Origin of the sequence: Pseudomonas hamedanensis, assembly GCF_014268595.2 — a bacterium.
Taxonomy (GTDB): Bacteria; Pseudomonadota; Gammaproteobacteria; order Pseudomonadales; family Pseudomonadaceae; genus Aquipseudomonas; species Aquipseudomonas hamedanensis.
The window spans coordinates 5,232,105-5,257,561 of record NZ_CP077091.1 but is presented as its reverse complement, the minus strand read 5'-3'; the positions used below and the strand labels follow the sequence as shown (position 1 = coordinate 5,257,561).

Here is a 25,457-nt window from a genome sequence, read left to right as displayed (position 1 = left end):
TTGGCGCTATTCTGAGTGCGTCGCTAAAAACTGTGGGAGTGAGCTTGCTCACGAAGAGGGCGTGTCAGGCAACGAATTCGTTTAATGACACCCTGCATTCGCGAGCAAGCCCGCTCCCACAATGGGATTTTCGAGTTGGCGCGATTCTGAGTACACAAGCTAAAAACTGTGGGAGTGGGCTTGCTCACGAAGAGGGCGTGTCAGGCAACGAATTCGTTTAATGACACCCTGCGTTCGCGAGCAAGCTCGCTCCCACAATGGGATTTGCGTGCTGGCGCGATTCTGAGTGCGCCGCTAAAAACTGTGGGAGTGAGCTTGCTCACGAAGAGGGCGTGTCAGGCAACGAATTCGTTTAATGACACCCTGCATTCGCGAGCAAAGCCCGCTCCCACAATTGGATTTGCAGGTTGGCGCTATTCTGAGTGCGTCGCTAAAAACTGTGGGAGTGAGCTTGCTCACGAAGAGGGCGTGTCAGGCAACGAATTCGTTTAATGACACCCTGCATTCGCGAGCAAAGCCCGCTCCCACAATTGGATTCGCAGGTTGGCGCTATTCTGAGTGCGTCGCTAAAAACTGTGGGAGTGGGCTTGCTCACGAAGAGGGCGTGTCAGGCAACGAATTCGTTTAATGACACCCTGCATTCGCGAGCAAGCTCGCTCCCACAATGGGTTTTGCGTGCTGGCGCGATTCTGAGTGCGCCGCTAAAACTGTGGGAGTGAGCTTGCTCACGAAGAGGGGGCGTCAGGCAACGAATCTGCTGCTGACACCGCGCATTCGCGAGCAAGCCCGCTCCCACAATGGGTTTTGTGGGCTGTCGCGAATCTGGATACCACCCGCCCACAGGTTTTGGGCAGGGTGATCCGGGCACAAAAAGGCCGCCCCGGCGTTTGCCGGGGCGGCCTTTTCATTTCGGTGTCAGTGCTTACTGCACTTCTACCGCCAGGCTTTCGCTGATCTTCTGTTGCCAGATCGCGGGACCGGTGATGTGTACCGACTCACCTTTGCTGTCCACCGCCACGGTGACCGGCATGTCCTTGACCTCGAACTCGTAGATCGCTTCCATGCCCAGCTCGGCAAACGCCAGTACCTTGGACTTCTTGATCGCTTGCGCAACCAGGTAGGCGGCGCCGCCCACGGCCATCAGGTACACGGCTTTGTTGTCCTTGATCGCTTCGATTGCGGTCGGACCGCGCTCGGACTTGCCGATCATACCCAGCAGGCCGGTCTGCTCGAGAATCTGCCGGGTGAACTTGTCCATCCGCGTCGCGGTGGTCGGGCCAGCCGGGCCAACCACTTCGTCTCCGACCGGATCAACCGGGCCGACGTAGTAGATGAAGCGGCCCTTGAGGTCCACCGGCAGGGTTTCGCCCTTGTTGAGCATCTCGACCATGCGCTTGTGCGCGGCGTCGCGACCGGTGAGCATTTTGCCGTTGAGCAGCACGGTTTCGCCCGGCTTCCAGCTCTGCACGTCTTCCGGGGTCAGGGTGTCGAGGTTGACGCGACGGGCCGACGGGCCGGCTTCCCAGACGATTTCCGGGTAGGCGTCCAGCGGTGGCGCTTCCAGCGAGGCCGGGCCGGAACCGTCGAGCACGAAGTGTGCGTGACGGGTGGCGGCGCAGTTGGGGATCATGCACACCGGCAAGGATGCGGCGTGGGTCGGGTAATCCATGATCTTCACGTCGAGCACGGTGGTAAGGCCACCGAGGCCCTGGGCGCCGATGCCCAGCTGGTTGACCTTTTCGAACAGTTCCAGACGCATTTCTTCGATGCGGTTCTGCGGACCACGGGCCTTGAGTTCGTGAATGTCGATGGACTCCATCAACACTTCCTTGGCCATCACCGCGGCTTTCTCGGCGGTGCCGCCGATGCCGATGCCGAGCATGCCCGGCGGGCACCAGCCGGCGCCCATGGTCGGCACGGTTTTCAACACCCAGTCAACGATCGAGTCGGAGGGGTTGAGCATGGCCATTTTCGACTTGTTCTCGGAACCACCGCCCTTGGCCGCCACGTCCACTTCCACGGTGTTGCCCGGGACGATGGAGTAGTGAATCACCGCCGGGGTGTTGTCCTTGGTGTTTTTACGCGCACCGGCCGGGTCGGCCAGAATGGATGCACGCAGGACGTTTTCCGGCAGGTTGTAGGCGCGACGCACGCCTTCGTTGATCATGTCGTCCAGGCCCATGGTGGCACCATCCCAACGCACGTCCATGCCGACACGGACGAACACGGTGACGATACCGGTGTCCTGGCAGATCGGGCGGTGGCCGGTGGCGCACATGCGCGAGTTGATCAGGATCTGCGCCATCGAATCACGGGCCGCTGGCGATTCTTCGCGCAGGTAGGCTTCGTGCATCGCCTGGATGAAATCCACGGGGTGGTAATAGGAAATGAACTGCAGGGCGTCGGCAACGCTCTGAATCAGGTCATCTTGCTTGATCACGGTCATGAGTCGCGCTCCTCTGGAAGACGGGAACATTCTATGGGGCAGCTTGAGGCTTGCGGCTCACAGCTGATCCTCTGGCACGCCGGGGCTGCTGGCGCGACGCTAAAAAGGCGCGGCAGTATACCGCGGCTCGGTGGCAGGCACACATTGGCTTTTGGTCGGATGACGGCCGTGGCGAGGGGATTTATCCCCGCTCGGCTGCGCAGCAGTCGTAAAACCTGTGAGCCCCGTGTGATCGACAGGTTGCAAGGGGCCGCTGCGCAGCCCATCGGGGATAAATCCCCTCACCACAGGGACCTTGCGCGGGCACCGATACAGCTCGATCAGGTCATGCATTTGACGTCAATTTTCGAGCCTGAAAATCGGTGGTCATTTAGCGACCGGGCCTCTAAAGTGGCATCCGGTCTGTAGAGTAGGACACTCGGTCAGCCTCTTATCGCACGGTGAGTCAACGATTGACCCATAACGCCATTCAACGCCTTTTGCTCAAACGCTTTGCCCTCGCTGCGGCCACCTACGGATTGGCTTTGCTGCTGCTGTGGCTGGCGTTTTTCACCGGGCATTACCAGCAATCCCTGAGCGGAGTGGCCATCGGCAGTGCCCTGGTGGTCATCAGCCAGGCGACTCTGTTCGGACTGTTCTGGAGCGGTCGCAACCAGCGCTTTGCCGACCCCAGCCTGACCGAAGCGCAAGTGCTGATGGGGCTGGGTTGGCAAACGTGGCTGATCGCCCATGTCGACGAGGCGCGCGGCGCGTTCCTGGTGTTTTATGTGCTGATCCTGCTGTTCGGCCTGTTCCATCTCACGCGACAGGTGTTCATCCGCTGCGCGCTGCTGGTGTTCTTCAGTTTTTCCGCGATTACCCTGTGGGACGCTTACCATTTCCGCCTGGCCGAGCCTGCGCTCGCCGCGCTGCAAGTGTGCATTCTGGCGATGGTGCTGGCATGGCTAGTGCTCTATGCGCGCTTCGTCCAGGTTTCCCGGCAACGTCAGCGCCAGCGCCGGTTTGCCTTGCAGGCACATCAGGATACCTTGCGCGGGATGATGCGCCAGCTCGAAGACCTGGTCGCCACCGACGAACTGACCGGCCTGTTCAATCGCCGGCACTTTCTGCGCATCGCCTCACGCGAGCTGAATGCGCTGGACAGTGATGTGATGCACGGTCTGGCCTTGATCGATCTGGACCACTTCAAACGCATCAACGATCTGCACGGCCACGCCGCCGGCGATCAGGTGTTGCAGGCGTTTGCCGGCGTGGCGCAAGCGTGCCTGCGCGACGGCGACGTCCTAGCGCGCTATGGTGGCGAAGAATTCGTCGTGCTGGTGCCCGACTGCGATGCCGAGCGGCTGACCGCCTGCTGCGAGCGTTTGCGCATCGCCTTCACCGAGGTTGAATTGATGGGCCTGCAAGTGCGCAACCTGAGCCTGTCGGCCGGCATGACGCTGTTGGCCGTCGGCGATGATCTGGACGAGGCCCTGCAGCGTGCCGATCAGGCGCTTTACCGGGCCAAGCGCGACGGACGCAATCGCTGTGCAGCCGCGTGGGAGAACGTCGATGCCTGAACTTCGTGTCGGTGAACGGCTATGGTCGGTGGCGGCGGGCAGCAACCTGCTCGATGCCCTCAACCAGAACGGCGCGACCGTGCCTTACAGCTGCCGCGCCGGCAATTGCCATGCGTGCCTGGTGCAATGCGTGCGGGGCTTGCCCGCCGACAATCGTCCGGACGCCTTGAGTGCCGTGCAGCGTCAGGATGGCTGGCGTCTGGCGTGTCAGTGCCAGGTGATTGAAGATCTGCAAGTACACACTTTTGACCCGCTGACTGACGGGCGCCCGGCGCAGGTCGAGGCGCTGGACTGGCTCAGCGACAACCTTCTGCGCCTGCGCCTGATCCCGCAGCGACCACTGCGCTACAGCGCCGGGCAACATCTGGTGCTGTGGATCGGTCACATCGCCCGGCCATATTCGCTGGCGAGCCTGCCGGAAGAAGACCGCTTTCTGGAGTTTCATCTCGATTGCCGCCAGCCCGGCGAATTCGTTGATGCCGTGCAAAAGTTGCAGATCGGCGACTCGATCCGGCTCGGCGAACTGCGTGGCGGTGCGTTGCATTACGACCCGGACTGGCATGACCGGCCGCTGTGGCTGCTCGCTGCCGGCAGCGGTTTGGGGCCATTGTTCGGGGTACTTCGCGAAGCCTTGCGCCAGAATCACCAAGGCGCCATTCGCGTTATTCACCTGGCCCATGATGCGCGCGAGCACTATCTGGCCAAACCCCTGGCGGCATTGGCCGCCCAGCGAGAAAACCTCAGTGTCGAGCTGTGGACGGCGGCCGACTCAGCCGCTGCTTTGGCGCAACTGCGCCTTGTTTCCCGGCAAACCCTGGCCTTAGTCTGCGGCTCGACCGCCAGTGTCGACGCCTTCGCCAAGCGTCTGTACCTGGCCGGACTGCCGCGCAATCAACTGCTGGCCGACGTATTCCTGTCCCGCAGTTAAGCGCTTGACTTTTTAGGGGCGAAGTTTGCTTGTGGCGAGGGAGCTTGCTCCCGCTTGAGTGCGCAGCGCTCATGGATTTTTTGCGACCGCTGCGCAGCCCAGCGGGAGCAAGCTCCCTCGCCACAATTGATCATTGTTAATCCGACTACCGTTGAGAGACGCCATGACCGAAGCCATTGTGCTGGAGCGCGAACGCGGTTTACTGACCCTGCGCCTCAATCGCCCGGACAAGAAAAACGCCCTGACCCGTGCGATGTACAGCCGCCTCGCCGAAGCGCTGAAACAGGCTGACAGCGACCCGCACATCAGCGCCGTGCTGATCACCGGCGGCGCCGAGTGTTTCACCGCCGGTAACGACATCGCCGACTTCATCCAGCAACCGCCGAGCGACCTCGACAGTCCGGTGTTCCACTTCATGCTAAATCTGCTCGAATGCCGCAAACCGGTGATTGCCGCTGTGGCCGGTGCAGCGGTGGGCATCGGCACGACGCTGTTGCTGCATTGCGATCTGGTCTACGTCGCGGGCGATGCGCGCCTGCGCATGCCGTTCGTCAACCTTGGTTTATGCCCGGAGTTCGGCTCCAGCCTGATTTTGCCGCGCTTGCTCGGTCAGGCCCGAGCGGCGCAGTTGCTGTTGCTTGGCGAGGGCTTCAGCGGTGAGCAGGCCGCACAGTGGGGCCTGGCCACCGAAGCGTTGGCCAATGGCGAGGCAGCGTTGCGCAAGGCGCGGGAAGTGGCGCTGCGTTTTGATGAGCTACCGGCTGAAGCCGTGCGCATCAGCAAGCAATTGATGCGCGCGCCGGATCGCGAATTGATCCGCAGGGTGATCGAGGAGGAGGGCGCGTTGTTCACCCAGCGGTTGCGTACGCCCGAGGCGTTGGCGGCGTTGAGCGGGTTCATCAAACGGCATTGAGAACTTGGTCGGTCGGGCCGGCCCTTTCGCGAGCAAGCCCGCTCCCACAGGGTGGAATGCATTCCAGATGTGGAAGCGGGCTTGCTCGCGAAAGGGGACGATCGGTCAATACCTCTGCTGAATCAGACAACAAAAAGCCCCGCCATTCGCATGGCGGGGCTTTCGCGTTTCAGTAAACGTTCACTCAGACCTGCGGATCACCGACATGCAGAATCTTCATGCCGTTGGTGCCACCGGTGGTGTGGTAGCTGTCGCCCTTGGTCAGGATGACCCAGTCGCCTTTCTCGACCACGCCGCGCTTGACCAACTCGTCGATGGCTTTCTGGCTGACTTCGTGCGGTTCCAGCGAAGCCGGATCGAACGGGATGGTGTACACGCCACGGAACATCGCGGCGCGCGCCTGGGTCTCGCGGTGTGGCGAGTAGGCGTAGATCGGTACCGAGGAACGGATGCGCGACATGATCAGCGGCGTGTAGCCACTTTCAGTCAGGGCGATGATCGCTTTCACGCCCGGGAAGTGGTTGGCCGTGTACATGGTCGCCAGTGCGATGCTTTCGTCGCAGCGGGTGAATTCCTTGCCGATGCGGTGGCTGGAGGTCTTGCCGGTCGGGTGCTTTTCCGCGCCGACGCAGATGCGCGCCATCGCTTGCACAGCTTCCAGCGGGTACAGGCCCGCAGCGGATTCGGCCGAGAGCATCACGGCGTCGGTGTAGTCGAGCACGGCGTTGGCCACGTCGGACACTTCGGCGCGGGTCGGCATCGGGTTCTGGATCATCGACTCCATCATCTGGGTCGCGACGATCACCGCTTTGTTGTGACGGCGTGCGTGCAGAATGATTTTCTTCTGGATGCCCACCAGTTCGGCGTCGCCGATTTCCACGCCGAGGTCACCACGGGCAACCATCACCGCGTCAGAAGCCTTGATCAGACCGTCGAGGGTTTCGTCGTCGGCCACGGCTTCGGCGCGCTCGATCTTCGCCACTAGCCAAGCGGTACCGCCTGCCTCGTCGCGCAGTTGACGGGCGTATTCCATGTCGGCGGCGTCACGCGGGAAGGACACCGCGAGGTAGTCGACTTCCATCTCGGCGGCGAGCTTGATGTCGGCCTTGTCTTTTTCAGTCAGGGCCGGTGCGGTCAGGCCGCCACCGCGACGGTTGATGCCTTTATGGTCGGACAGCGGACCGCCGATGGTCACGATGCAATGCAGTTCAGTGGCGGTGGCGGTTTCGACGCGCATCACCACGCGACCGTCATCGAGCAGCAACTCGTCACCGACGCCGCAGTCCTTGACCAGATCCGGGTAGTCGATGCCGACCACTTGCTGGTTGCCTTCGGTCAACGGATGGCTGGTGGAGAAGGTGAACTTGTCACCGATCTTCAGCTCGATCTTCTTGTTGGCGAATTTGGCGATACGGATTTTCGGGCCTTGCAGGTCACCGAGCAGGGCGACGAAGCGGCCGTGCTTGGCCGCCAGGTCACGCACCAGCTTCGCGCGAGCCTTGTGCTCGTCGGGGGTGCCGTGGGAGAAGTTCAGACGGGCGACGTCCAGGCCAGCCAGAATCAGCTGTTCGAGAACTTCCGGCGAGTTACTGGCCGGGCCAAGGGTAGCGACGATTTTGGTACGACGGACGGACATGCAAAGACTCCTGAGTTCAAGCGCAGGCAGAGGCTACTATGCTCGAAGGGTGTAGTCATTGTTCGTTTGCACTACTTATTCGTTTTTATTTCTTATCGAACATGGTGAAGTTCTTTGGCGCTAGAAACAGACCGTTGGTCGGTACTGTCATTTATGTCAGGTAGGCAGATGTCAGCAGAATGGTTGTAATGCTCCGGCACTCGTCAATGACTGGCGAGGATATGGAGATGAAGAAAATGACTGCGGAAAAAAACGATCTTCCCGTTCCGGTAATCATTGAACCAGCGGAGGGGGCAACAGTGGGGCGACGACCACTGATTTCAGGGACGGCAGAGCCAGCGGGCGATATCGTAGAGGTTTTCAAGGTCGCAGGAACTCAACTGCTTCGGGCAACGGTCGCCGCCGATGGTCTGTGGTCAGGAGCGTTGGAGAATCTGGCAACAGGACAGCATACGATCACGGCTAAACTCGTTAGAGGTAATCAAAGCTCAGCATGGTCACCCCAACGTAGTTTTACGGTTGAATAGACTCAAAGTGTTCGACTTATTGGCCCTTGTGTCCTCATGGATCAGGGGCCTTGTTGACGCAGAATGTTCAGCGCTGATGCTCCCGGCACGGTCGCACTCCCTTCTATACTTTTGCATCGTTCATCGCTGACTGAAGATTTCCGTGCAGGTGTCGATACAAAGCACAAGACAGGAGATCCCCCATGCGATTGTTGCCCATTGCCGCCCTTGCCCTTAGCGTTCTCGCCGTCACGGGCTGCACCCGTTGGTCGATGAACCATCATTTGAACAACGCCTACAGCGCCTATGATCGTGGCAATTGCGAGCAGGTCATGCTCGAACTGTCGAAAGTCGAGCGCGCCAGCCGTGCCCGGCCGTATGTGTGGCCGGAAGTGTCGATGATGCGCGGCCAGTGCCTGGAGCGGCAGAAGCTTTTTATCGACGCGGTGCAGACCTACCAGTTCATCATCGCCTCGTACCCCAACAGCGAATACGCCTACCGCGCCCGTGCGCGGCTGGAAACCCTGCAGAGCCTGGGCCATTACCCGACCCGCAGCGCGGCGGCCGTGGTGCGGCCAACCCGTTTCTGATCGGTTCGTCCTACAAAATCTGGCTGCTTGTACAAGCTGGGCTATAGTCCAATGAACCGGGTTTAGAGTTGAGTCTCTAACCGGGGCAACACCTGCAACTGGCAGTAGTAAGGTGACGGCGATGTCGCGACCGTCACACCGGAAGCGGGGAGAGCGTGCCTGCCACACCGGCGCGTTCCGAAGCAAAGGTGCGGCTCCGTGACGGGGCCTTGCATGGCGAACTGCGCATGTTTACCGACCGCCGGATCGAACGGCATCAACTGCCGTATTTCCTCAGAGTGTTCAACAGCGTTACCGACAAGCCCATCGGCTTTCTCGGTAACGTGTCCGAAGACGGATTGATGCTGATCAGTCCGCTGCCAATGTGGGTTGGCGTTGATTTCCGATTGCGCTTGAAGATCCCTTGCGGCGACGGTTGCCAACAAATCATCGACTTGACCGCCTGTTGCCTGTGGTGTCACGAAGACGTCACGCCACTGCATTACGACGCCGGTTTCAGCCTGCAACAACCGCCGGCAGAATACGCGCAACTGGTCGGGGCGCTGCGCCAGTATTTCAGCTTCCAGCCACTGCCGGCCTCGGCCTGATGCATAACCGTCAAAGCTTCGCGAGCAGGCGCGCTCCCACCTTCAATCGCATTTGCAACTGAAGGAACGCAAACAACTGTGGGAGCGAGCCTGCTCGCGAAAGCGCCAGTACCGGCAACGCCTTTCCTGGCCCAGGCCAGCGTAATCGCCCGCTCGTGATCCAGCGCCTTCTGCGCAAGCAGCAAACCCGTCTCGCTCAATTAATAGATCGCCATCGCCAGGTGCCGCGGTTTACCTCGTCGCGACCTGAACGAACGAATGGGGTGGCGGCTGTAGGCAGGTTAGTCGGCCGGGAGTGCACAAACCGGCGCGCCCAAGGGCGCCCTGCAAACAGCCACCATCGAGTGCGGGGATAGGGAGTACCCGACTGGATGACGCTTGTATGCAATGCACATGACCCGGGCGACTGAACCCGACCACTGATTGGCAGCGGCACGGATCACGTTACGGGGCATCAGCAAGGCGCACAAGCCGGCGGATTCTGAGTGATGTGTAGGCAAAGGCACAAGGCGCTGTGATTGTGTAGGACTGGCTGAAGGACGTTGCTGTATAGACACGTGGGAATACTTACTGCTGGTCGGGGCTTTAAACCGCAGTTCGTGCCGAACCAGAATAACCACGGCTTCGTCTTCCAGACGAACGGTATTTTGACCTGTCAGATCTGACAGTAGCAGCAGGATGGGTATGCGCCTATGTTGATTGCAGCGCCTCAGTCATACATACCCCGGATTTACCGAAATGAACGACAACATTGATGACAGTGATAAAAGTGAATCTTTGCCTGATAAAAAAAGTAACCCGCCAAAACGCGATGTGAGCGGCACTTCACAGGCAGATGCCTCGTTCGAGGAAATAAATGCAGAAGAGGCATTCTCAGAGGTCTCGTGGGACGATGCGGTGACAACGACTATTCACCAGACGCACCCCCGTGTTCCTCAATTGACCACTCAGCTGGAGTGCCAATACAAATTTGAGAACGCCCGGCTCTATGTAAAAACACTGCGTTACAAGATGACCACGCGTTATGGGAACTGGGACAGGGCCAACATAGATCTCTACCTTTATGCCCATGAAGCCGGGGAGATTAAATCCCCCGATTCACTGCTTCAGGACGCACAGTGGCATCCATACGAACATGTCATCAGTGTCCCCTATCGCTCCTCTGCAGCAGGAGGGCTGCGCAACAGAATGAATATCCGGGTCGATTATGACGGGACGAATAATGATGTCGAACCCCATGAGGGGTGGGGTCTTGAAGTTTATCCGGCGGCGACGCCGATCATTGGCAACGTGGAGGACGGCGACCAGGTTCCTGATACGTTCATTATCAGGGGTTACAACGGTTTGCGTGACGGCAGAATTGGAATCTATCTGTTCTACGGCTCTGAGTCTGAACTCGGGGTAGAGAATGTGTCCAGCGATGGGAGCTGGTTTTCAACTGTCCGGTTTCCCGCGTCTATGGAGCAAGGATATTTATCCGCTGAGCAACAAATCGGCAATGAAACCTCAACGCGGTCCAAGCGTATCAGAATCAAGCATTACATTGCTCCCAAGATTGGCTATCCGCCTCCGGGTTCGGTGTTTTTGGCAGGCTCCGCTCTTAAGGTCAAGGGAGTGGGGACACCGGGACGAGATATCGACGTCATGAAGCCAGGGGGAAGTATTCTTCACGCATCCGCCAAAGTAGAGGCTGATTTGACGTGGGAGGGGGACTTCAATTCAAAGAACTACCCCAATGGTGGTCAGGTTGACATGACCGCGGGTCACCGCGGTTTGCCTGACTGGACACTTGCGCAAACCTTCGTATTGCTGGGTGTGCCCATCATCGAAGCACCGGCGCCCTCGAGTGAGACTGATCGGCATGGTCCCATATCCGGTTTTGGAGTTTCGGGAGCCAATGTCGAAGTGTTCAAAGATTTGAACCATGCGATAAGAATCGGTCAGGCACAGGTCGGGAGTGACAGCATCTGGAAGATCGAGTCGTTCGAAAATGACATGACGCCTGGTCCGTTTTCGATTGTTGCACGTCAATCCTTGTCCACTATCACCACCGACGTCGGTGAGCCCAGAGGATTCAAGGTTCGTCCGCCGATGCTGGACGTACCTGATGTCACATTTTCCTCTGCCGGGACGGTAATATTCAACGGCACGGGTCATCACAGCCCCGACCGCGAAACCCAAGTGCAGTTCGCTGTAAAGAGCGGTTCGGGCACTGCACCACCCAACGCCGTTGTTAAAGCGATCGGCACGTGGGAAACGACAGCGACGGACTGGTCGTTTGGTTCCTACAAAGTAGAGGTGATACAGAAAATTGGCGACGGGGCCAACGGCTGGATCGAGTCGCTGCCCTTGACCCTCGACGTTGAAAAAGTCCTGCCCGATGTCAGCGACGTCGGCTACACCCAGGACTACCAGCCCACCTTCAGCGGCATAGGTTATAACGGCGCCACAGTGCAGCTGCGCAAACCCAATAGCGCCGATCTGGAAGCCCCCGCCGTGGTTGTCGCCAGCGGCCAATGGTCGAGCAAGGCGTTGGCAGTCTGGGGGCCTGTGTTCGAGCGTGAAGTTCACATCAAGCAGGTTCTCGACGGGCACGAGTCGCCCAACTGGGTCGTCCTCAAAGTCACCATTCCCCCTTTGGCTCCCGGCCTGGAACCGCCAGTCGAAGAGGGCCTTTCACCGTTTTTCAAAGGTACCTGCTGGCCGGGCGCGACGGTCAATATCACGTTCAGCGATGACCCCACCTCTTACGCGGCAACGGTTCAAGGTGAACTCTGGACCTTCAGGCGGCCCACAGATTTTGACCCGGGTGTGCACACTGTTTCTGTCACCCAGCGTTTCGCTGAGCAAAACTCGCTGGCGGCCGACGCAACCTTCACCGTCCAGATCCCCATGCTCAAACCGCTCATCACCGCACCCGCGCCGGATGACGAGGTGGGGAGCGAGGTGGAAATCTGCGGCAATAACGGCATGCAATTCGCCACGATGCAGTTGTACAACGCTCTGTTCGATCGGGCTGTGGGAAGTCCCCTCTACCTGGAAAACAGCGGTAAGTGGCGCATAACGCTGAGCGACCTGGCGTTTGGTCAGTTCACGGTTTATGCCGTACAGACGCTTGATTCACGCGATTCCGAGCGCAGCGAAAACCGTGCTTTGAAGGTGGTGCTGTTGCCGCCGCGGATCACCACGCCGGAGGCTGGCGGCAAGTTGGCTCGCGAGGCAGCGCTTGAAGGCACCGGCAGGGCGGGAGGATGGGTCGACGTCTGGCTCGATGGCGATGACGAACCGTGGCAGCGCAATATTACCGTCGGCGGGAATAGTCTCTGGCGGCGCGAGGTGGAGTTGCCGGTGGGTAGCCATATCCTCCGGGTGCGGCAATCGTTTAATGACAACGGCACGGTGCACGAGTCCGCTTGCACCGATTGGATGTCATTCAATGTCGTCCCGGCCGCGCCTTTTATCGAGACTCCGGTCGAGGGCGAACCGATTGGACCGCAAGCGGTGGTATCGGGTTTCGGGGTGCGTGGCGACTCCATCACGGTGACGCTGGTCGGGGGCGCGCACTCAGTGCTGGCAAGCACCATTGTGGGGGAGGATCGCACTTGGTCGGTGATGTGCGATTGCGCTGCAGTAACCGGAGGGCGGTACCAACTGCAAGCTGTCGCGTCTCTGGATACATTTGAATCGGTTGAAGCGCGCCGAAGGGTTGTGCTGGGTATTTTTCTGCCCATCCTCGACGAGCCGGCCCCGGGAAGCTGGGTGGTCCATCCGTTGCAGTTTGCCGGTCGCGGCCGTCAGGGCATCGGCACCCTCGTGAGCTGGTACAACCCCGAGGTGTTCTGGGCGCCGGCGTTGGCCATCGCAGGTGGGCAATGGCGCGGCGAGTCGATAAGGGCGCTCCCCGAGGGGGGTAACTGGTATCGGTTCAGGCAGACCATTACGGACGGCGCGGCTGGCGAGACGATTTCCGCTTGGGTCGACAGCGCACGCTTTGAAGTCGAACGCACGCGTGCGCCTGGAATATTTAATTCCGATGAACGGCCTTGAAACCTGTCAGAACTGACAGTAGACGCCGCGGTCGCCCGGGCGTTCAATCTTACTCATCGAACAGGCAGCCTGACGCGCACCGTCAAGCTGCCAGGGCCAGTTGCCGCCTCAAGGAATCTGATCATGGCTGATTCGCGTCGTCCCGGTCTTCGACTGTTTGCTGAATTGTTTGGTGACGAGCAACAAATACATGACACCGGCCTGGCGAAACTCAAGGCCTACCTGACAGACAATGGATCGATTTTTCCTTTGGTGGAAAAGGGCGTCCAAGGTCTGAGGAGCGATTATCAGCTCGACCTGGATGCCGCGCAGCGATTCGCGCGCGGGGCCAACAGTATGGCCACGTATCTGCGTCGACAATTCATCGAGCAGACACTGACTGGCAAGACCGCCGCATCACGCAATGGCAGCGGTTTGCTTTCAATGGTTGGCGGCCCCAATTATAAAGGCTTGATCGGCACCGATTTCGCGCTGCTGTGCCCCCCGGATGCACTGGAGTCGATCACGTCGCCGGTGGCCTATCTGATTGACCTGTTACGATGGATTCGCGACCGTATCGACAAGAAGAACCTGGAAGAGAAGTATCGGCTGCACAGTCGCCGCACCGATCTGTTGAAGCTGGATGTCGACTACAACGCGGTTTATCAGTCGGTTTCGTCGGTCGACATCATCGTTGCAGTAATGGAAGCGTTTATAGCCGAAAATACAGAGCCGGCGGCAGCCATGTCGATTGAAGATGCATTGATCAAGGCGCGCTATCCCAATGGTCTGCCGTACTACCAGCATTGGGTCACGATTGACAGCATTGCGCAGTCACATGGTTTGTCGGTCGGGGATTTCGAGCATCGGACTGACTTGGCTTTTCCCTATTTTCTTCAGCCCGGCGCCCACGGCCCCAACACCCGCGCCGGTTTCGCCCATGCGACGCGGTTGGGGCCCTATCAGCGGCAATTGCTGACGGAGGCCCGTGAGCCGTTTGAGGAACGGGAGGGTTTTTATAATCGACACTTCGGTACCGACAATATTGAAAAGTACGGAAATCTCAATCAAGTGGATTTTCTGGGCGAGCGCACCAAGCTTGACAGTTCGCAGATCGAAGCCTTGCTGTCTATTCGAGACTTTTCCCCGGTGCGCTCAGCCAATGTCACGTTTATGGACGATAAGCCTTCGGCTCCGGAAAGTGAGCGTTCAGGGTCGGTCTACATCAACAACGGCACGTCACCTGCAGTGCGGATTGACGACACGATGGTGTCGTTCCATCGATTGACTGCAAGTCCGGACAAGGAAATCGGCTTCAATCGCTATGACCGGATAAACCGAATGGTGCGACTGGCCAGTTGGACCGGACTACCATTCGACCAAGTGGATGCTGTATTGGTGGCAGCCATCAGGGCCGCAGCGCTTGGTAATTCACCGAAACTTGTTCCGTTCGATCTGGATATCTCGAGCGGCGTCGTGCAGGCACTGGGACTGTTTCAGACGTTGCGCGAGCGCTACGACTGCCCGGCCGCGGACTTCGCGGTGTTTATCGGTGAGTTGTCGGTTTACGGGCGGGGCGAAGCGCTCTGCTCGTTTGACCAAATCTTCAATAATCAAGCGGGTTATCGCGAGCCCTTGAAGCTCGACAACGGTACGTTTGCGGTGACGCCGACGCCGGGCGAGGTGGATTTGACGGTCAGCCAGCTGTGCAGCGGCCTGGCGATCGACCTGCAGACTTACTCCTTCCTCGCAGCCACCGTGGCCCGGGCTCACGGTCTGACCGATACACTGCCGCGCAGCCTGGCGATCATCTCAAGCTTGTACCGTCTGGTGAAACTGCCCCGGTTATTGAAGATCACACCGGTCGAAGGTGCGCTGATGCTGTCGCTACTGGGCGGGAATGCCTGGCTTGAGCGCTTCGCGGGCATTCCTGTCATTCACGATGAGCTGGCGGATTTGCCGGATGCGCTGGAACTGATCGAAGCCATGCAAAGTTTCGTGCAGTGGTGCGCGCAAGGCAACTTGACAGTGTTGTGGGTGCTGCAACACGCCGTTGCGGCGCAACCAGCGCTGGAACCCACCACACAGGACCTGCAGTTTTTCGAGCAGGTTCGCAATTTGTTGCCAACGACCCTGTTATCCAACAGCGTTTTTCTGATGGCTGGCGTGCCGCCGGCCGGGGCTGCCGACTGGCTCGATTTTCTGGCGACATTCGCTGATGGCCTGATCCCGATTGTCGACGCCAATGGCGTGGTATTGCACCTGGAGGGGACATCCGAGCAGTTCCTGTCCATCGTCCGCTTGAAAGTCACTTGGGCGGTCGACAATGCCTTGGGTCTCAGCGATACGATCCTGCGTCAGACCATCATCGACATCATGGTCAGCGTGGTGGTGCAGATGCGCGATGCTCAGACATCGCTGGTCAGAGAGACCCTGGCTGTGTATGCCGGAGTGGGAGCGGAGCAGGCCATACCGATTTTGTACTGGGCACAGGCTACTGTTCCTCAATTCCTTAGCCTTGTGCATGAACAGGTGGGGATGAGTTCCGTGGGCTCGGGCCGCAATTCTGGCCGCAATGCCAATAAGCTGCTCGACCTGTTGGCTGAAGTGCGCCGACGCAGCGAGGTGGTATTGACGCTTGAACTCAGTGCCGAGCTGTTGCAGGACTATCTGGATTACGGCTATCTCGCCTGGCTCGATCAGTCGGACAAGTATGCGTTGACGGTGCGCACACTCTATTACCTGACGACACTCAACCGTGCTTTCGCCCTGGGCGACCAGCCGGCGCAGAAACTGTTGGATTACCTGCGGCAGGTCAATGCGCTGCCGTATGTCACGGGTGACGCCGCATCGCTGGCGCGGCAGGCAGCAGCGATCAAATTGGCTGACTTTTTTGGCTGGAGCGTGCAGGAGGTGCGCGAGTGTGTCAGCCGCATCGACTCCACCGATCTCAAAGTATTGAAAAACCTCACTCAGCTCGATTTTCTGATACGTGTTCTAGAACTGTCCCGCGAAACCGGCATGGATGCACTGACGATTTTCCTGATCGGCAATTTGCCCGAGTCCATTGACAAACAAGCCTATGCCGATGCCGCCGAACTTGCTCTGCTGGGCGCGTCCGGTGCGCGAGCACCGTTGATGCCAGTGCCGGGTGATCTCAACGCGTTGGTCACGATCGTCTGCGAGGTGATGGGTGGCAGTATCGTCGTCGCCAACAAGCCAGGGGAAAAAGTCACCTATAAAGTGACCCTCAAAAACGCCGCAGGGACGGCGCTAAGCGGTGTCAACGTGTACTGGCGGGCGGCTCTGGGCACGATTGCAACCGGCCACACCGACCTGGACGGAGTACTGCTTGCCACGTTTACCCCCGGCAAGACCATGGGCATTGACACGCCACTGTTATGGCTGGACTTGTTCGAGCCGCAGTACGCGCCGCCTGTCGAGATCACCAGCGATTTTTCTTCGCTCTATTTTCCGCTTGCCGAACTGTCACCGACTCCCTTGACGGACGTGCCTGCCGGGCAGGAAGTCGAACTCTACGCGGTGCTGGAAGACGACTATGGGAACCGCGGGCAAAACTCGCTGGCGGAATGGTTTTGGCAAAGCACTCCGCCTTCAAAAATCAATGGCGCAACGATTCGGCCATCGCAGGGGTTCACCGATCACCAGGGACTCACGCGGGTTTTTGTGTCCAGCGCGTTGGGCGGCACGTTCACTTTTAAAGTCCGCACTCAGGCGGGTGACGCCGAAAGAGATTTCGACCCCATCAAATTCGACGCTCCGTCGAACCCCGAGTAAGCGCGATCGCCTGACAAATATTTGTTTCCGGGTATCACCCCAGGAGCTGGATCATGACAGTGAGTAACCTTAGCGAGCTGCTGGGAAAACGTCGTTTGGCGCTGCTTGAGTATTGCATCGGCACAGCGGGCAAAGGGCAATATCCTTTCCTGGGAACGCCGGCAGATCTGTTCGAATTGCTGCGCATGGATCCGCTGGATACTTACCAGGTGCAGAGTTCGTGGGTGGCCGAAGCAACGAGTTGTACTCAGCAGTACATCCATGCGGTCTATCGCAAGCTGGAACCCGGATTTGAGGAGCAGGAGTTCGACAAGCGTCACTTGCTCCAATGGGAACTCTATAACAACTACCCCGACTGGGCAGCAGTGCAGTTGATTGCGTGCTACCCGGAAAACTTCATCAATCCGTTTGTGCGTCTGCGCAAGACCAGCCTGTTCAGGAATCTGGAAAACAACCTCAACCAGGCGCGCTTGAGCGACGATTCCGTGCAGGCGGCATTGCAGGAATATCTGCAGGAATTCGAGCAAACCTGCGACCTGGACGTGATCAGTTGCTACATGGACGGGACGACGCCTGCCAGAGCCGATTATTACTTTGTCGGGCGCCAGCGAGTGCAGCCGTTCCAGTATTTCTGGCGCAAGGCCGAGATTGAACTGGGTACCACCAGCACGGTGGTCAGTCCGGCGGCCTGGAGTGAATGGCAAGCGGTGGATATCCCGACTGCCGACCAAGTGCTGGATGTCCGCCCGGTGTTCTGGAATGGCCGCCTGTGCCTGGTCTGGGCGCAGTGGCGCGACAAAATCATCGCTCAGGCAGCAACTGATTCTGTCCCGTACAAACTGGATATCAACCTGGCGTTCAAGGCGCAGAATGGCCAATGGTCGCCGCCGCTGAATGTTCACAGCTCGGAGCACGATCATGCACTTGCGCCGGGCGCACGCTTGATTGCGAGCGTGCGCGTCGATTACCTGAATCCCAAGGGCAAGCTGGGTATTTTGATGACGGGCAGGTTTACTCCGGTAAAGCTTGCAGACTTCAGGGCGCATGCGGTTTACGACGTGCTGATGCGCACCGTTGCCCACGACGCCGGCGACTGGCTGGAACAGGCGCTCAATGATCGGTTTACCAGTAACGAAACCGTGCAACATCCGCTGAACAGTCAAGTGCCTGTGATCACCCGTACAAACCCTGCGGGTAACCTGACGCCATATCTGGATCTGCAAGTGACGGCTCTGCGGGTATTTGACGAGGTTGACAAGGCTGAAAAAGATGTACTGACCGTGCGTGGTTTTTGCTGGCCTACGGGGCTTCCCTCCGGGCAGCAAGAGCTGACACTCGAGCTGCTGCTGCCAGCGGGTGGAGACCCGGCACCGATAAAGATAAATTTCGATCAGGCGGGCGGCTGGGTCACCGAGCCGCTGACCTTCAAGCGGGACAAAGGCACATGGCCGAATCCGAGCACTTTTTCATTTGGATCCTCCACTGCCGCGCTGGGAGTAAAGCTGTTTGATCTGACGGTCATCGATCTGCTGGACTTCGTCCCAGTGACGCTGCACAAAAACAGCGTCGATGCTGCACAGTTTCTATCCTTCAATCAGGCTGAGCTGAAGCTGAAGTTTGTCCGGCTCAATTCATTGTTTGGGCCGGAGTTGGTGCACAGTTCGAATATTTCCGTCGATGCTGTACTGGACTGGCACGTCCAGTTCATTCAGGAGCCTGCGCCGGTCGGACATAGTGTCGATGAGCCCGATGGTGCGTTCAACGGCGCCAATGGCTTGTGCTTCTATGAGCTGTTTTTTCACTTGCCGCATTTGATGGCGACGCGCTTGCGCGATGAGGATCGCTTCCGGGAGGCGCAACACTGGCTGCACTACGTGTTCGATCCCCAGGCGCCTGCCGACCCGCTCGACGATCCAGCCTTTCCCAATCCGAAACCGGCGTACTGGCGTTGCCGGCCTCTGGATGTCAAAAAGGCTTCCGGGGATCCTGGGTGTGAGAGCCAGAACCCCACGGATCCGGATGCTATTGGCTATGCGGCGCCGGCGCATTTCCAGATCCTGATGTTCACCGAATACGTGAAAAACCTGATGGCCTGGGGCGATTGGTATTACCGGCAACTGACCCGTGACAGTCTGGTGGCGGCCAAGTTGTGCTACGTCCAGGCCGGCTTTCTGATGGGCAAGGCGCCTACCGCCAACACGGCCACCCGCTGGAAAACCGACACGGTTGCAAACCTTCTGGCCCAAAGCGCCTCGCGGCCCGGACTCGAAGCCTTGGAACAGGAGCTGGACTTCGGTCTGGCGGATTATCCCCCCGCCTCCGACACACCGCCGATGCTCGGGTTGCTGGCGTGCGAACCCTTTAAAATTCCCATCAATCAAATGCTCCTTGACCTGTTTTCCGCGCCTGAACTTCGGCTGAATAACCTGCGTAACAATCTCACACTCGACGGCAGGCCCCTGGACATCCGGCTGTTCAGTCCGCCCACGGACCCAAATCAGTTGCTGCGCGATCTGGCGGCCGGTGGTGCGGCCGGGCCGAGACCGATGGGCGGGCGACTGGTGGTCAATGCTTTCCGTTGGCGCGTGACATTCGAAGTCGCATTGCGAGCGGTGCAGGCATTACAGGAGTACGGCAATCAGGTACTCAGTCTGCTGGAGCGCCGTGATCGCGCCGAACAGGAAGAGCTACAGCAAAGTCATCTGGTCGAACTGGGTCACTATGCCCAGGCGGTGCAGGAACAATCCATCGCCCAGTTGGAGGCCTCTGTGGCGGCGCTGGAGCAGAGCCGGGCACTGGCGCAAGAGCGGGCCGACGAATACAAAGCGCGTTACGACAAAAACGTGTCAGACATCGAGTATCAGGTCATGAAGAGCCTGAGCCAGTCGAAATCCCTGGCGTTGCAATCCAGGATCCTGAAAACCGCAGGAGGCGTCGTCGCGGCGTTGCCAAAAATCTTTGGCATGTCCAATGGCGGCTTCAAACCCGAGCATGCGCTGGATGCCGCTGCTTTTGCCTTGGAGGTCAATTCGTCATTGCTGCAAATCGACGCCGACCGGCAGGCCACCACTGAAGGTTACCGTCGGCGCCGCGGTGACTGGGCACTGCAACGCAATCAGGCGTTGGCGGAAGTGCGTGCCATCAATGCGCAGATTGTCGCGCAGGGCCACGCGGTCAGCGCGGCACGAACCAGTCTGGAACAGGCCGTGAGGGCCAATAGTCAGACATTGACGGTGTTCAACTACCTGAAAAAACGCGCGGCCAACGCCGAGTTATTTGACTGGATGCTTGGTCAGCTCAAGGCGCTGCATTATCAGGCCTACGATGCGGTCATCAGTCTGTGCCTCAGCTCTCTGGCCTCGCTGGCTGCCGAAACCGGAGACTACGATGCACAAGCACCCTTGCCTCAGGTCTGGCTCGATCACCGCTATGGTCTGACCGCAGGTGATCAACTGCGCAACTTCATGATGGGGCTCGAGCAGAAATACGTGCAAAGCCGGGAGCGGCGCCTGGAATTGGTAAAAACCATCTCCTTGCGGCAGTTGTTCGAGGATTCGGTCGATCCTCAAGCCGGCATTTCCGACTGGGCGCAAGCGTTGCAGCAACTGCGCGAAACAGGCGTGCTCGAATTCAAACTGACCCAGCTGCTGTTTGATCGTGATTACCCGGGCCATTTCTGCCGGCAGATCAGTGCGGTAGAGATCGATCTGCCCGTGCTGACAGGACCGTTCGAAGATGTGCGGGCGACCTTGCTCCAGATCAGCAGCATGACGGCTACCCGGCCAACCACGCAGTCTGTGCAGTATTTGCATGACCCTTCAGGGGTAGCGCCTCTGGATGTGCTGATCAACCTGCGCAGCGCCCAGCAGATCGCGTTGTCGAAGGGGATTGCCGACGACGGCATGACCCACATCAAGCCTGATGAAGGGTTGCTCAATCCGTTTGAAAACACTGGCGTGATCTCTCGTTGGAGACTGACTTTCCCTTGGCCGAAGAAACAACCGCAAGCCGGCATGCTTCAGTCGTTGCCCGACATCATTATGCGTATTCGCTATACCGCCAGGGCGGGTGAACTGACCTTCGAGCAAAAAGTCACGGACCTGGTCAACCAGGCTGAAACCCCTGGCCTGAACAGGCCGGGCAAAGGAGTGAGCAGTCATGACTGAACCCGTCATTCAGGCGAATGAAAGTCTGGTACGCAATGGGCGTTTCACCGAGGCGCTCAGTGAATGGAGGCGTAAAGGAATCGTCGGCCGGGGCAGTGAAATGTATGAAGGGTGGTTAACCGCATTTATGGAGCTTAATGCCGGGGGCTCGGCCACTCAGGTCATTACGCTCCCTAAAACATCCGCTGCCAACGCGAGTTACCGGCTTTCGTTTCTGTGCGAGCTGCGCAAAGGGGCGCAATGGTCGGGGCAACCAGGCTGTCTGCGCATCCTCAAAGGTGATGACGAGTTGCTGAGACTGGAACTTGTCGAGGGGCTCGATCGCGACCCCGAGCAAGATCAGGCACGCTTGGCGGAGGGGCAGCCGCTGGTTTTCGAGCCACTTTACTATGAGGCCTTACTGGATCCTTTTGAGTTAGTCAGCGATGACGAGATAACCGTGGAGGTCAACGGTGTTCCGGCCAATCCTTCAGATAATCGCTCGTCGGTCTGCATTACTCACATTGACCTTCAATTGAAGCTGGGGGCATTGGAACTTGAAGAAATACATCTGGATGAACAGACCCTTGCGCCGGGTTCAACCGTGTATCTGTGCCTGGGGGCCTCGCTCGGTAGCGGCCAGGGCAACCCACTTTACATGCCGCACAATCTGTCCGTTAAACCTGTGCCAGGCAACGCCTGGCTGGATACCAAAACTGCCCTGATCCAATACGGTAATCCGATGGAAGCAGTCAAGGCCACCCCTGATTGGGGCGTCGAACATGAGCTGACGTCGCGTTGGGTACTCGACTGCCCGGTAATCGGTGAAGAAAAAAGTCACGACTTCTGGATCAGCCTGGTTAATCAGTACAACGCTGCACCTTATGTGATCGATGTGTCGTTGGGACATCACCGTCTGGCTATCCGCAACGTGCAGGAAGCGGCTTATTACCCCGTTTTGGAATTGAAACAAAGTGTCCAGTTGGGCGTGCAAGTCATCTCGTTCTACACCAGCCAGGCGCTTGATGGCCGGGAGGTCAGGTGGACAAATACCGAACAGGGATTGCTGGCCACCGGTACTACCAATGAACAGGGTTGGGTGTACTTTGATTTTGTCCCCGAGCAAGCGGGTGAATTCGTCATCACGGCGTCAGTCGACAGCCCTTATTACGCCAGTGGCGAGGCGATTCATGAATTTCCGGTGACAGTGCTGCAAACCGATCCCTGGGACGAATTGCGTTGCGTTGTCGAGGAGCAAGTTACCCTCTGGAATGTGACCGGCTATCCCAATCGTGGCACCGATTATCCTTTCATTGTGCGTTGGCCGGTCGGCAGCGCTCTGCAGGGGACAGACCTGTCGCTGCACTGGAGCGGCGTCGGACATGAAGAGCTGAAGGTCACGATCGCCCCGCCCCTCAAGCAACCGGTCGCCTTCGATGGGGACGATAGTGTCTGGACGCTAGCCTGCGAGGACTGGCTCGACGGCCGCTTTGAACTGTCACTGGTCTGCTCGAAGCTGTTGTTGCCATCGCCGCGTAAACCTATGTCGCTGGCGCGCAACAAGGTCAGGATCGTTGACACACGCGGACCGAACCTTTCGCCGGTAGTCGAGGGTTATGGAAAGACATTGATGCGGGTGCAGGTGGTGCATGTCACCGACAAGGGGGCCGGGGAGCCAGTGATTGATGCGCTGGTCGACTGGCAGACCCCCGAGGGTATTGTCACGTCTCGTACCGGCAGTGGGGGCTGGGCCAGCCTGTACTACCGGCCGTTGACGGCTTTGAACAACGAGCCAGTCAGCGCAAGGGTCAGTGCCTACCAAGGCGGACCGGTAAATGAGCGCGTGTTTTTTGTTACGGCGTTTGAACGCGACGAGTGGAAAGACAAGATCAGCATCACCTTTGATGGCGGGCGACTTAGCCAGGCAGGAATCGTTTTCAAGCGGGGCCAGACGCATATCCTGGCGGTCCGCGCGCTTGCTGACAGCCCGCTGATTGGCCAGGCAATCACGCTTGAATGGCGGGATGAAAAACCGGAGATCGGTCTGGAGGTGGGCGACCTGGGCGTACCCAAAATATTGCGCGAAGGGCAAGAACTGGAATGGACGTTCAGTTCTGATCGCCTCGACAGTATCAGCAGTATTTTCGAGGTGAAGTTGGTGACCGACACGCTCGTTGATCGAGAGTTGTTCTGCCGATTGTTATCAACTGACATTCATGACGAAATGACGGTGGTCCTGGATCAACTGACCGACCTGAGGGGGCAGCCGCTCTTTCCGTGCTTAGGCGCTGTACATCACTATATCTTCCGTACAAATGCGCTCAGCCCTTTAGTGGGTATCGACATGGATCTGGTCTGGAGTGGAAGCTCGGCAGAAGCGCTTGGAATCGAATTGAGCCCACCACCGAAAAGCCGGAATACTGTGGATGACAGCGGGTTTACGTGGACGCTCGACTGTTCAAAAAGTACGAACCCCGGGACTTTCAGTCTCCAGTTCGTTATTCACTACTCTGGCTCGAGCGACGTTAACAATATGTCCCTTGCCCACAATAAAATCACGATTGAGGACGCACGTGGAACCGGGGTGGATCCGGTCATTGGACAAGAGTCAGCATGGATGTGGCTGAAGGTAAGCTCTCCGTTTAATCCCGAATTGGCTTTGGAGGGAATACCTGTCCAATGGACAGTCAACGGCACCACCGAAGAGCACGCGACGGGCGCCGACGGCTGGAGTGGTTTTCCCTTTGAGTCAGCCATCCCAGATGAGCATGTGGTGACAGCGTCGATTCGCAGCCCTTATGACGGTTTCGAAGAAAGTCGCTCGATGAAAGTCGTATCGCTGGCGGAGGATCCGTGGGCCGGGTTTGAATACAGTTTCGACTCCAGGCCATTCAAGCCGTTGGGGCAAAGCACTGAGTTCCCGCGGCGCAATGGTCAGCACAACCTGCGCGTGAGAGTCGCGGATGGCAACGCCTTGCTTGATCAATACCTGACATTGGGAATGACGGGCACCGGGCCGAAGGCGCTGGGCATACGTTTTAAGGAGCCACAGCTGGGTGAGCCCCGGTTGTTTTCAGACGCCGGAATGACCTATCAGTTTGAGGCACGCGACGTCAGGGATGGGAGTTTTGGCTTGCTCTTTTCCTCTGCTCGGTTGGCCCGTTTGTCTCCTGTTATTGCAATGTCACTGGGGCAGGGCGAACAAACGGTTAAAATTGCGGAGCGTTCGCGAAGCAGTCAGACGCTGTTGTGGGGCGAGGCTGTGTCGGAGCAGATCACGCTTGTTTCCGCTATCAGTGGCAGGCCCATGGCAGGGATGAAGGTCCTCTGGCACAGTCCGGACCTTGGCGAGGTGACCACCACGACCAATTTCCATGGCGAGGCGCGGATTCGGTTTGTGCCCACAACACCGGGAGCGGCGCAACTGACCGCCACGGTGGGTGGTAAGCAGTATTCGGAGTCGATTTCGTTGCCGTTTTTTCTGCACGAGCCTCGCGAAATTGTCGAGTTGTTCGAGCCGGATGATTCCGAGGATTACGCCCTTGCCAAGGTAGTTTCCGCGCTTACTGGCGCGCCGCTGGCAGATATCGAGGTGGAGTGGGAATTTCAGAATTACCCACTGGGCTCTTCCCTGACAGGAGCGGATGGCATTGCTCGTTTAACCTCGATACCGTCTGGCCATGGCCTTCTGTATGCCGCCGTAAAAGGGGGCCAGGCAGGTTGGGACATGCAGTCATTAATGTATGAAGGTCAATTGCCCATTATCGAATCACTCACGTGCGACAGGACAACGGTCTATCGCGCAGATGAAGTAAACGCTTGGGCAGTCGTGAAAAACCGACCGCAAGGTATGCCTGTAGGTAACGTGCCAGTCAATTGGCAATTCGGCGGTAAATCACTGCCTGCGTCGATTTCCGATCAGCAGGGAGTCGCTTTGACAAAATTCCTGGCTACTGAAGTCGGGGAGTTTGAACTGGTGGCTTCGCTGAATCCGGGCACGGGTTCGCTAGTACAGAAGATCAACGTGGTTGCTCGGCCCAGTGTTATCTTGCGTTCCATTTATGCGTCGCCGCTCATTGGCCAAGTGGGCAAGCCCGTGACAATTGCGGTTCAGGTCGTAAAAAATTTGACCGAGCCAGTCGTTGGCATGAACGTGGGCTGGACCGTTGAAGGCGTTTCGTTGGAAGGGACCCATAGCGATGAGAAGGGATGGTCGAAAGTGGTATATGAACCTGTTGAAACTGGCTCGGTTGTAGTCAGGGCAAGCGTGAAAAACCCTTCGGGAACAGCCGAAAGCTCATTGACTCTGGTCGTACTCTGAAC

Annotated in this window: 12 protein-coding genes; 10 read left to right on the top strand and 2 right to left on the bottom strand. The window is 58.4% G+C overall.

The annotated features are described in order from the left end of the window. Positions 1-922: 922 nt before the first annotated feature. Positions 923-2,446, bottom strand: a complete 1,524-nt coding sequence (locus tag HU739_RS22960) for a fumarate hydratase (RefSeq protein WP_007916251.1) — start codon at positions 2,444-2,446, stop codon at positions 923-925. A gap of 452 nt (positions 2,447-2,898) precedes the next feature. On the opposite strand from HU739_RS22960, the gene HU739_RS22955 reads away from it, so the two are divergent. From HU739_RS22955 to HU739_RS22945, 3 genes are all read left to right on the top strand, one after another. Then, a complete protein-coding gene (locus HU739_RS22955) occupies positions 2,899-4,005 on the top strand; it encodes a GGDEF domain-containing protein (protein WP_186552216.1) in 1,107 nt (368 codons plus the stop codon). Beyond that, a complete protein-coding gene (locus HU739_RS22950; RefSeq protein WP_186552217.1) occupies positions 3,998-4,933 on the top strand; it encodes an iron-sulfur-binding ferredoxin reductase in 936 nt (311 codons plus the stop codon). Before HU739_RS22955 ends, HU739_RS22950 begins: the two co-directional genes overlap by 8 nt. A 163-nt stretch (positions 4,934-5,096) precedes the next feature. Beyond that, a complete protein-coding gene (locus tag HU739_RS22945; protein ID WP_186552218.1) occupies positions 5,097-5,846 on the top strand; it encodes an enoyl-CoA hydratase-related protein in 750 nt (249 codons plus the stop codon). Between the two features lie 184 nt (positions 5,847-6,030). On the opposite strand, the gene pyk is transcribed toward HU739_RS22945, so the two are convergent. After that, complete coding sequence (gene pyk / locus HU739_RS22940; protein WP_123530057.1) at positions 6,031-7,482, bottom strand: pyruvate kinase; 1,452 nt, start codon at positions 7,480-7,482, stop codon at positions 6,031-6,033. A gap of 227 nt (positions 7,483-7,709) precedes the next feature. On the opposite strand from pyk, the gene HU739_RS22935 reads away from it, so the two are divergent. The 7 genes from HU739_RS22935 to HU739_RS22905 all read left to right on the top strand — a co-directional run bounded on the left by HU739_RS22935 (position 7,710) and on the right by HU739_RS22905 (position 25,455). Beyond that, complete coding sequence (locus tag HU739_RS22935; RefSeq protein WP_186552219.1) at positions 7,710-8,009, top strand: Ig-like domain-containing protein; 300 nt, start codon at positions 7,710-7,712, stop codon at positions 8,007-8,009. 182 nt (positions 8,010-8,191) lie between these two features. Next, a complete protein-coding gene (locus tag HU739_RS22930; protein WP_186552220.1) occupies positions 8,192-8,578 on the top strand; it encodes a tetratricopeptide repeat protein in 387 nt (128 codons plus the stop codon). 227 nt (positions 8,579-8,805) lie between these two features. Then, a complete protein-coding gene (locus HU739_RS22925; RefSeq protein ID WP_186552233.1) occupies positions 8,806-9,165 on the top strand; it encodes a PilZ domain-containing protein in 360 nt (119 codons plus the stop codon). A 738-nt stretch (positions 9,166-9,903) separates the two neighbouring features. Next, positions 9,904-13,212, top strand: a complete 3,309-nt coding sequence (locus tag HU739_RS22920; RefSeq protein ID WP_186552221.1) for a hypothetical protein — start codon at positions 9,904-9,906, stop codon at positions 13,210-13,212. A 123-nt stretch (positions 13,213-13,335) separates the two neighbouring features. Next, positions 13,336-16,989: a Tc toxin subunit A gene (locus HU739_RS22915; protein ID WP_186552222.1), complete on the top strand. Its 3,654-nt coding sequence runs from the start codon at positions 13,336-13,338 to the stop codon at positions 16,987-16,989. A 53-nt stretch (positions 16,990-17,042) separates the two neighbouring features. Continuing rightward, entirely contained in the window at positions 17,043-21,155 is a 4,113-nt protein-coding gene (locus HU739_RS22910; protein WP_186552223.1) for a Tc toxin subunit A-related protein, read from the top strand. Continuing rightward, positions 21,148-25,455 (top strand): Ig-like domain-containing protein, encoded by a 4,308-nt coding sequence (locus tag HU739_RS22905; RefSeq protein ID WP_186552224.1) that lies wholly within the window; start codon positions 21,148-21,150, stop codon positions 25,453-25,455. The genes HU739_RS22910 and HU739_RS22905 overlap by 8 nt, the downstream gene beginning before the upstream one ends. Positions 25,456-25,457: the final 2 nt, after the last annotated feature.

Excerpts from the sequence above, each read along its gene's own strand:
- HU739_RS22960 (WP_007916251.1), bottom strand. The coding sequence starts at position 2,446 with ATGACCGTGATCAAGCAAGATGACCTGATTCAGAGCGTTGCCGACGCC.
- HU739_RS22950 (WP_186552217.1), top strand. The coding sequence starts at position 3,998 with ATGCCTGAACTTCGTGTCGGTGAACGGCTATGGTCGGTGGCGGCGGGC.
- HU739_RS22945 (WP_186552218.1), top strand. The coding sequence starts at position 5,097 with ATGACCGAAGCCATTGTGCTGGAGCGCGAACGCGGTTTACTGACCCTG.
- pyk (WP_123530057.1), bottom strand. The coding sequence starts at position 7,482 with ATGTCCGTCCGTCGTACCAAAATCGTCGCTACCCTTGGCCCGGCCAGT.
- HU739_RS22935 (WP_186552219.1), top strand. The coding sequence starts at position 7,710 with ATGAAGAAAATGACTGCGGAAAAAAACGATCTTCCCGTTCCGGTAATC.
- HU739_RS22930 (WP_186552220.1), top strand. The coding sequence starts at position 8,192 with ATGCGATTGTTGCCCATTGCCGCCCTTGCCCTTAGCGTTCTCGCCGTC.
- HU739_RS22925 (WP_186552233.1), top strand. The coding sequence starts at position 8,806 with ATGTTTACCGACCGCCGGATCGAACGGCATCAACTGCCGTATTTCCTC.
- HU739_RS22920 (WP_186552221.1), top strand. The coding sequence starts at position 9,904 with ATGAACGACAACATTGATGACAGTGATAAAAGTGAATCTTTGCCTGAT.
- HU739_RS22915 (WP_186552222.1), top strand. The coding sequence starts at position 13,336 with ATGGCTGATTCGCGTCGTCCCGGTCTTCGACTGTTTGCTGAATTGTTT.
- HU739_RS22910 (WP_186552223.1), top strand. The coding sequence starts at position 17,043 with ATGACAGTGAGTAACCTTAGCGAGCTGCTGGGAAAACGTCGTTTGGCG.
- HU739_RS22905 (WP_186552224.1), top strand. The coding sequence starts at position 21,148 with ATGACTGAACCCGTCATTCAGGCGAATGAAAGTCTGGTACGCAATGGG.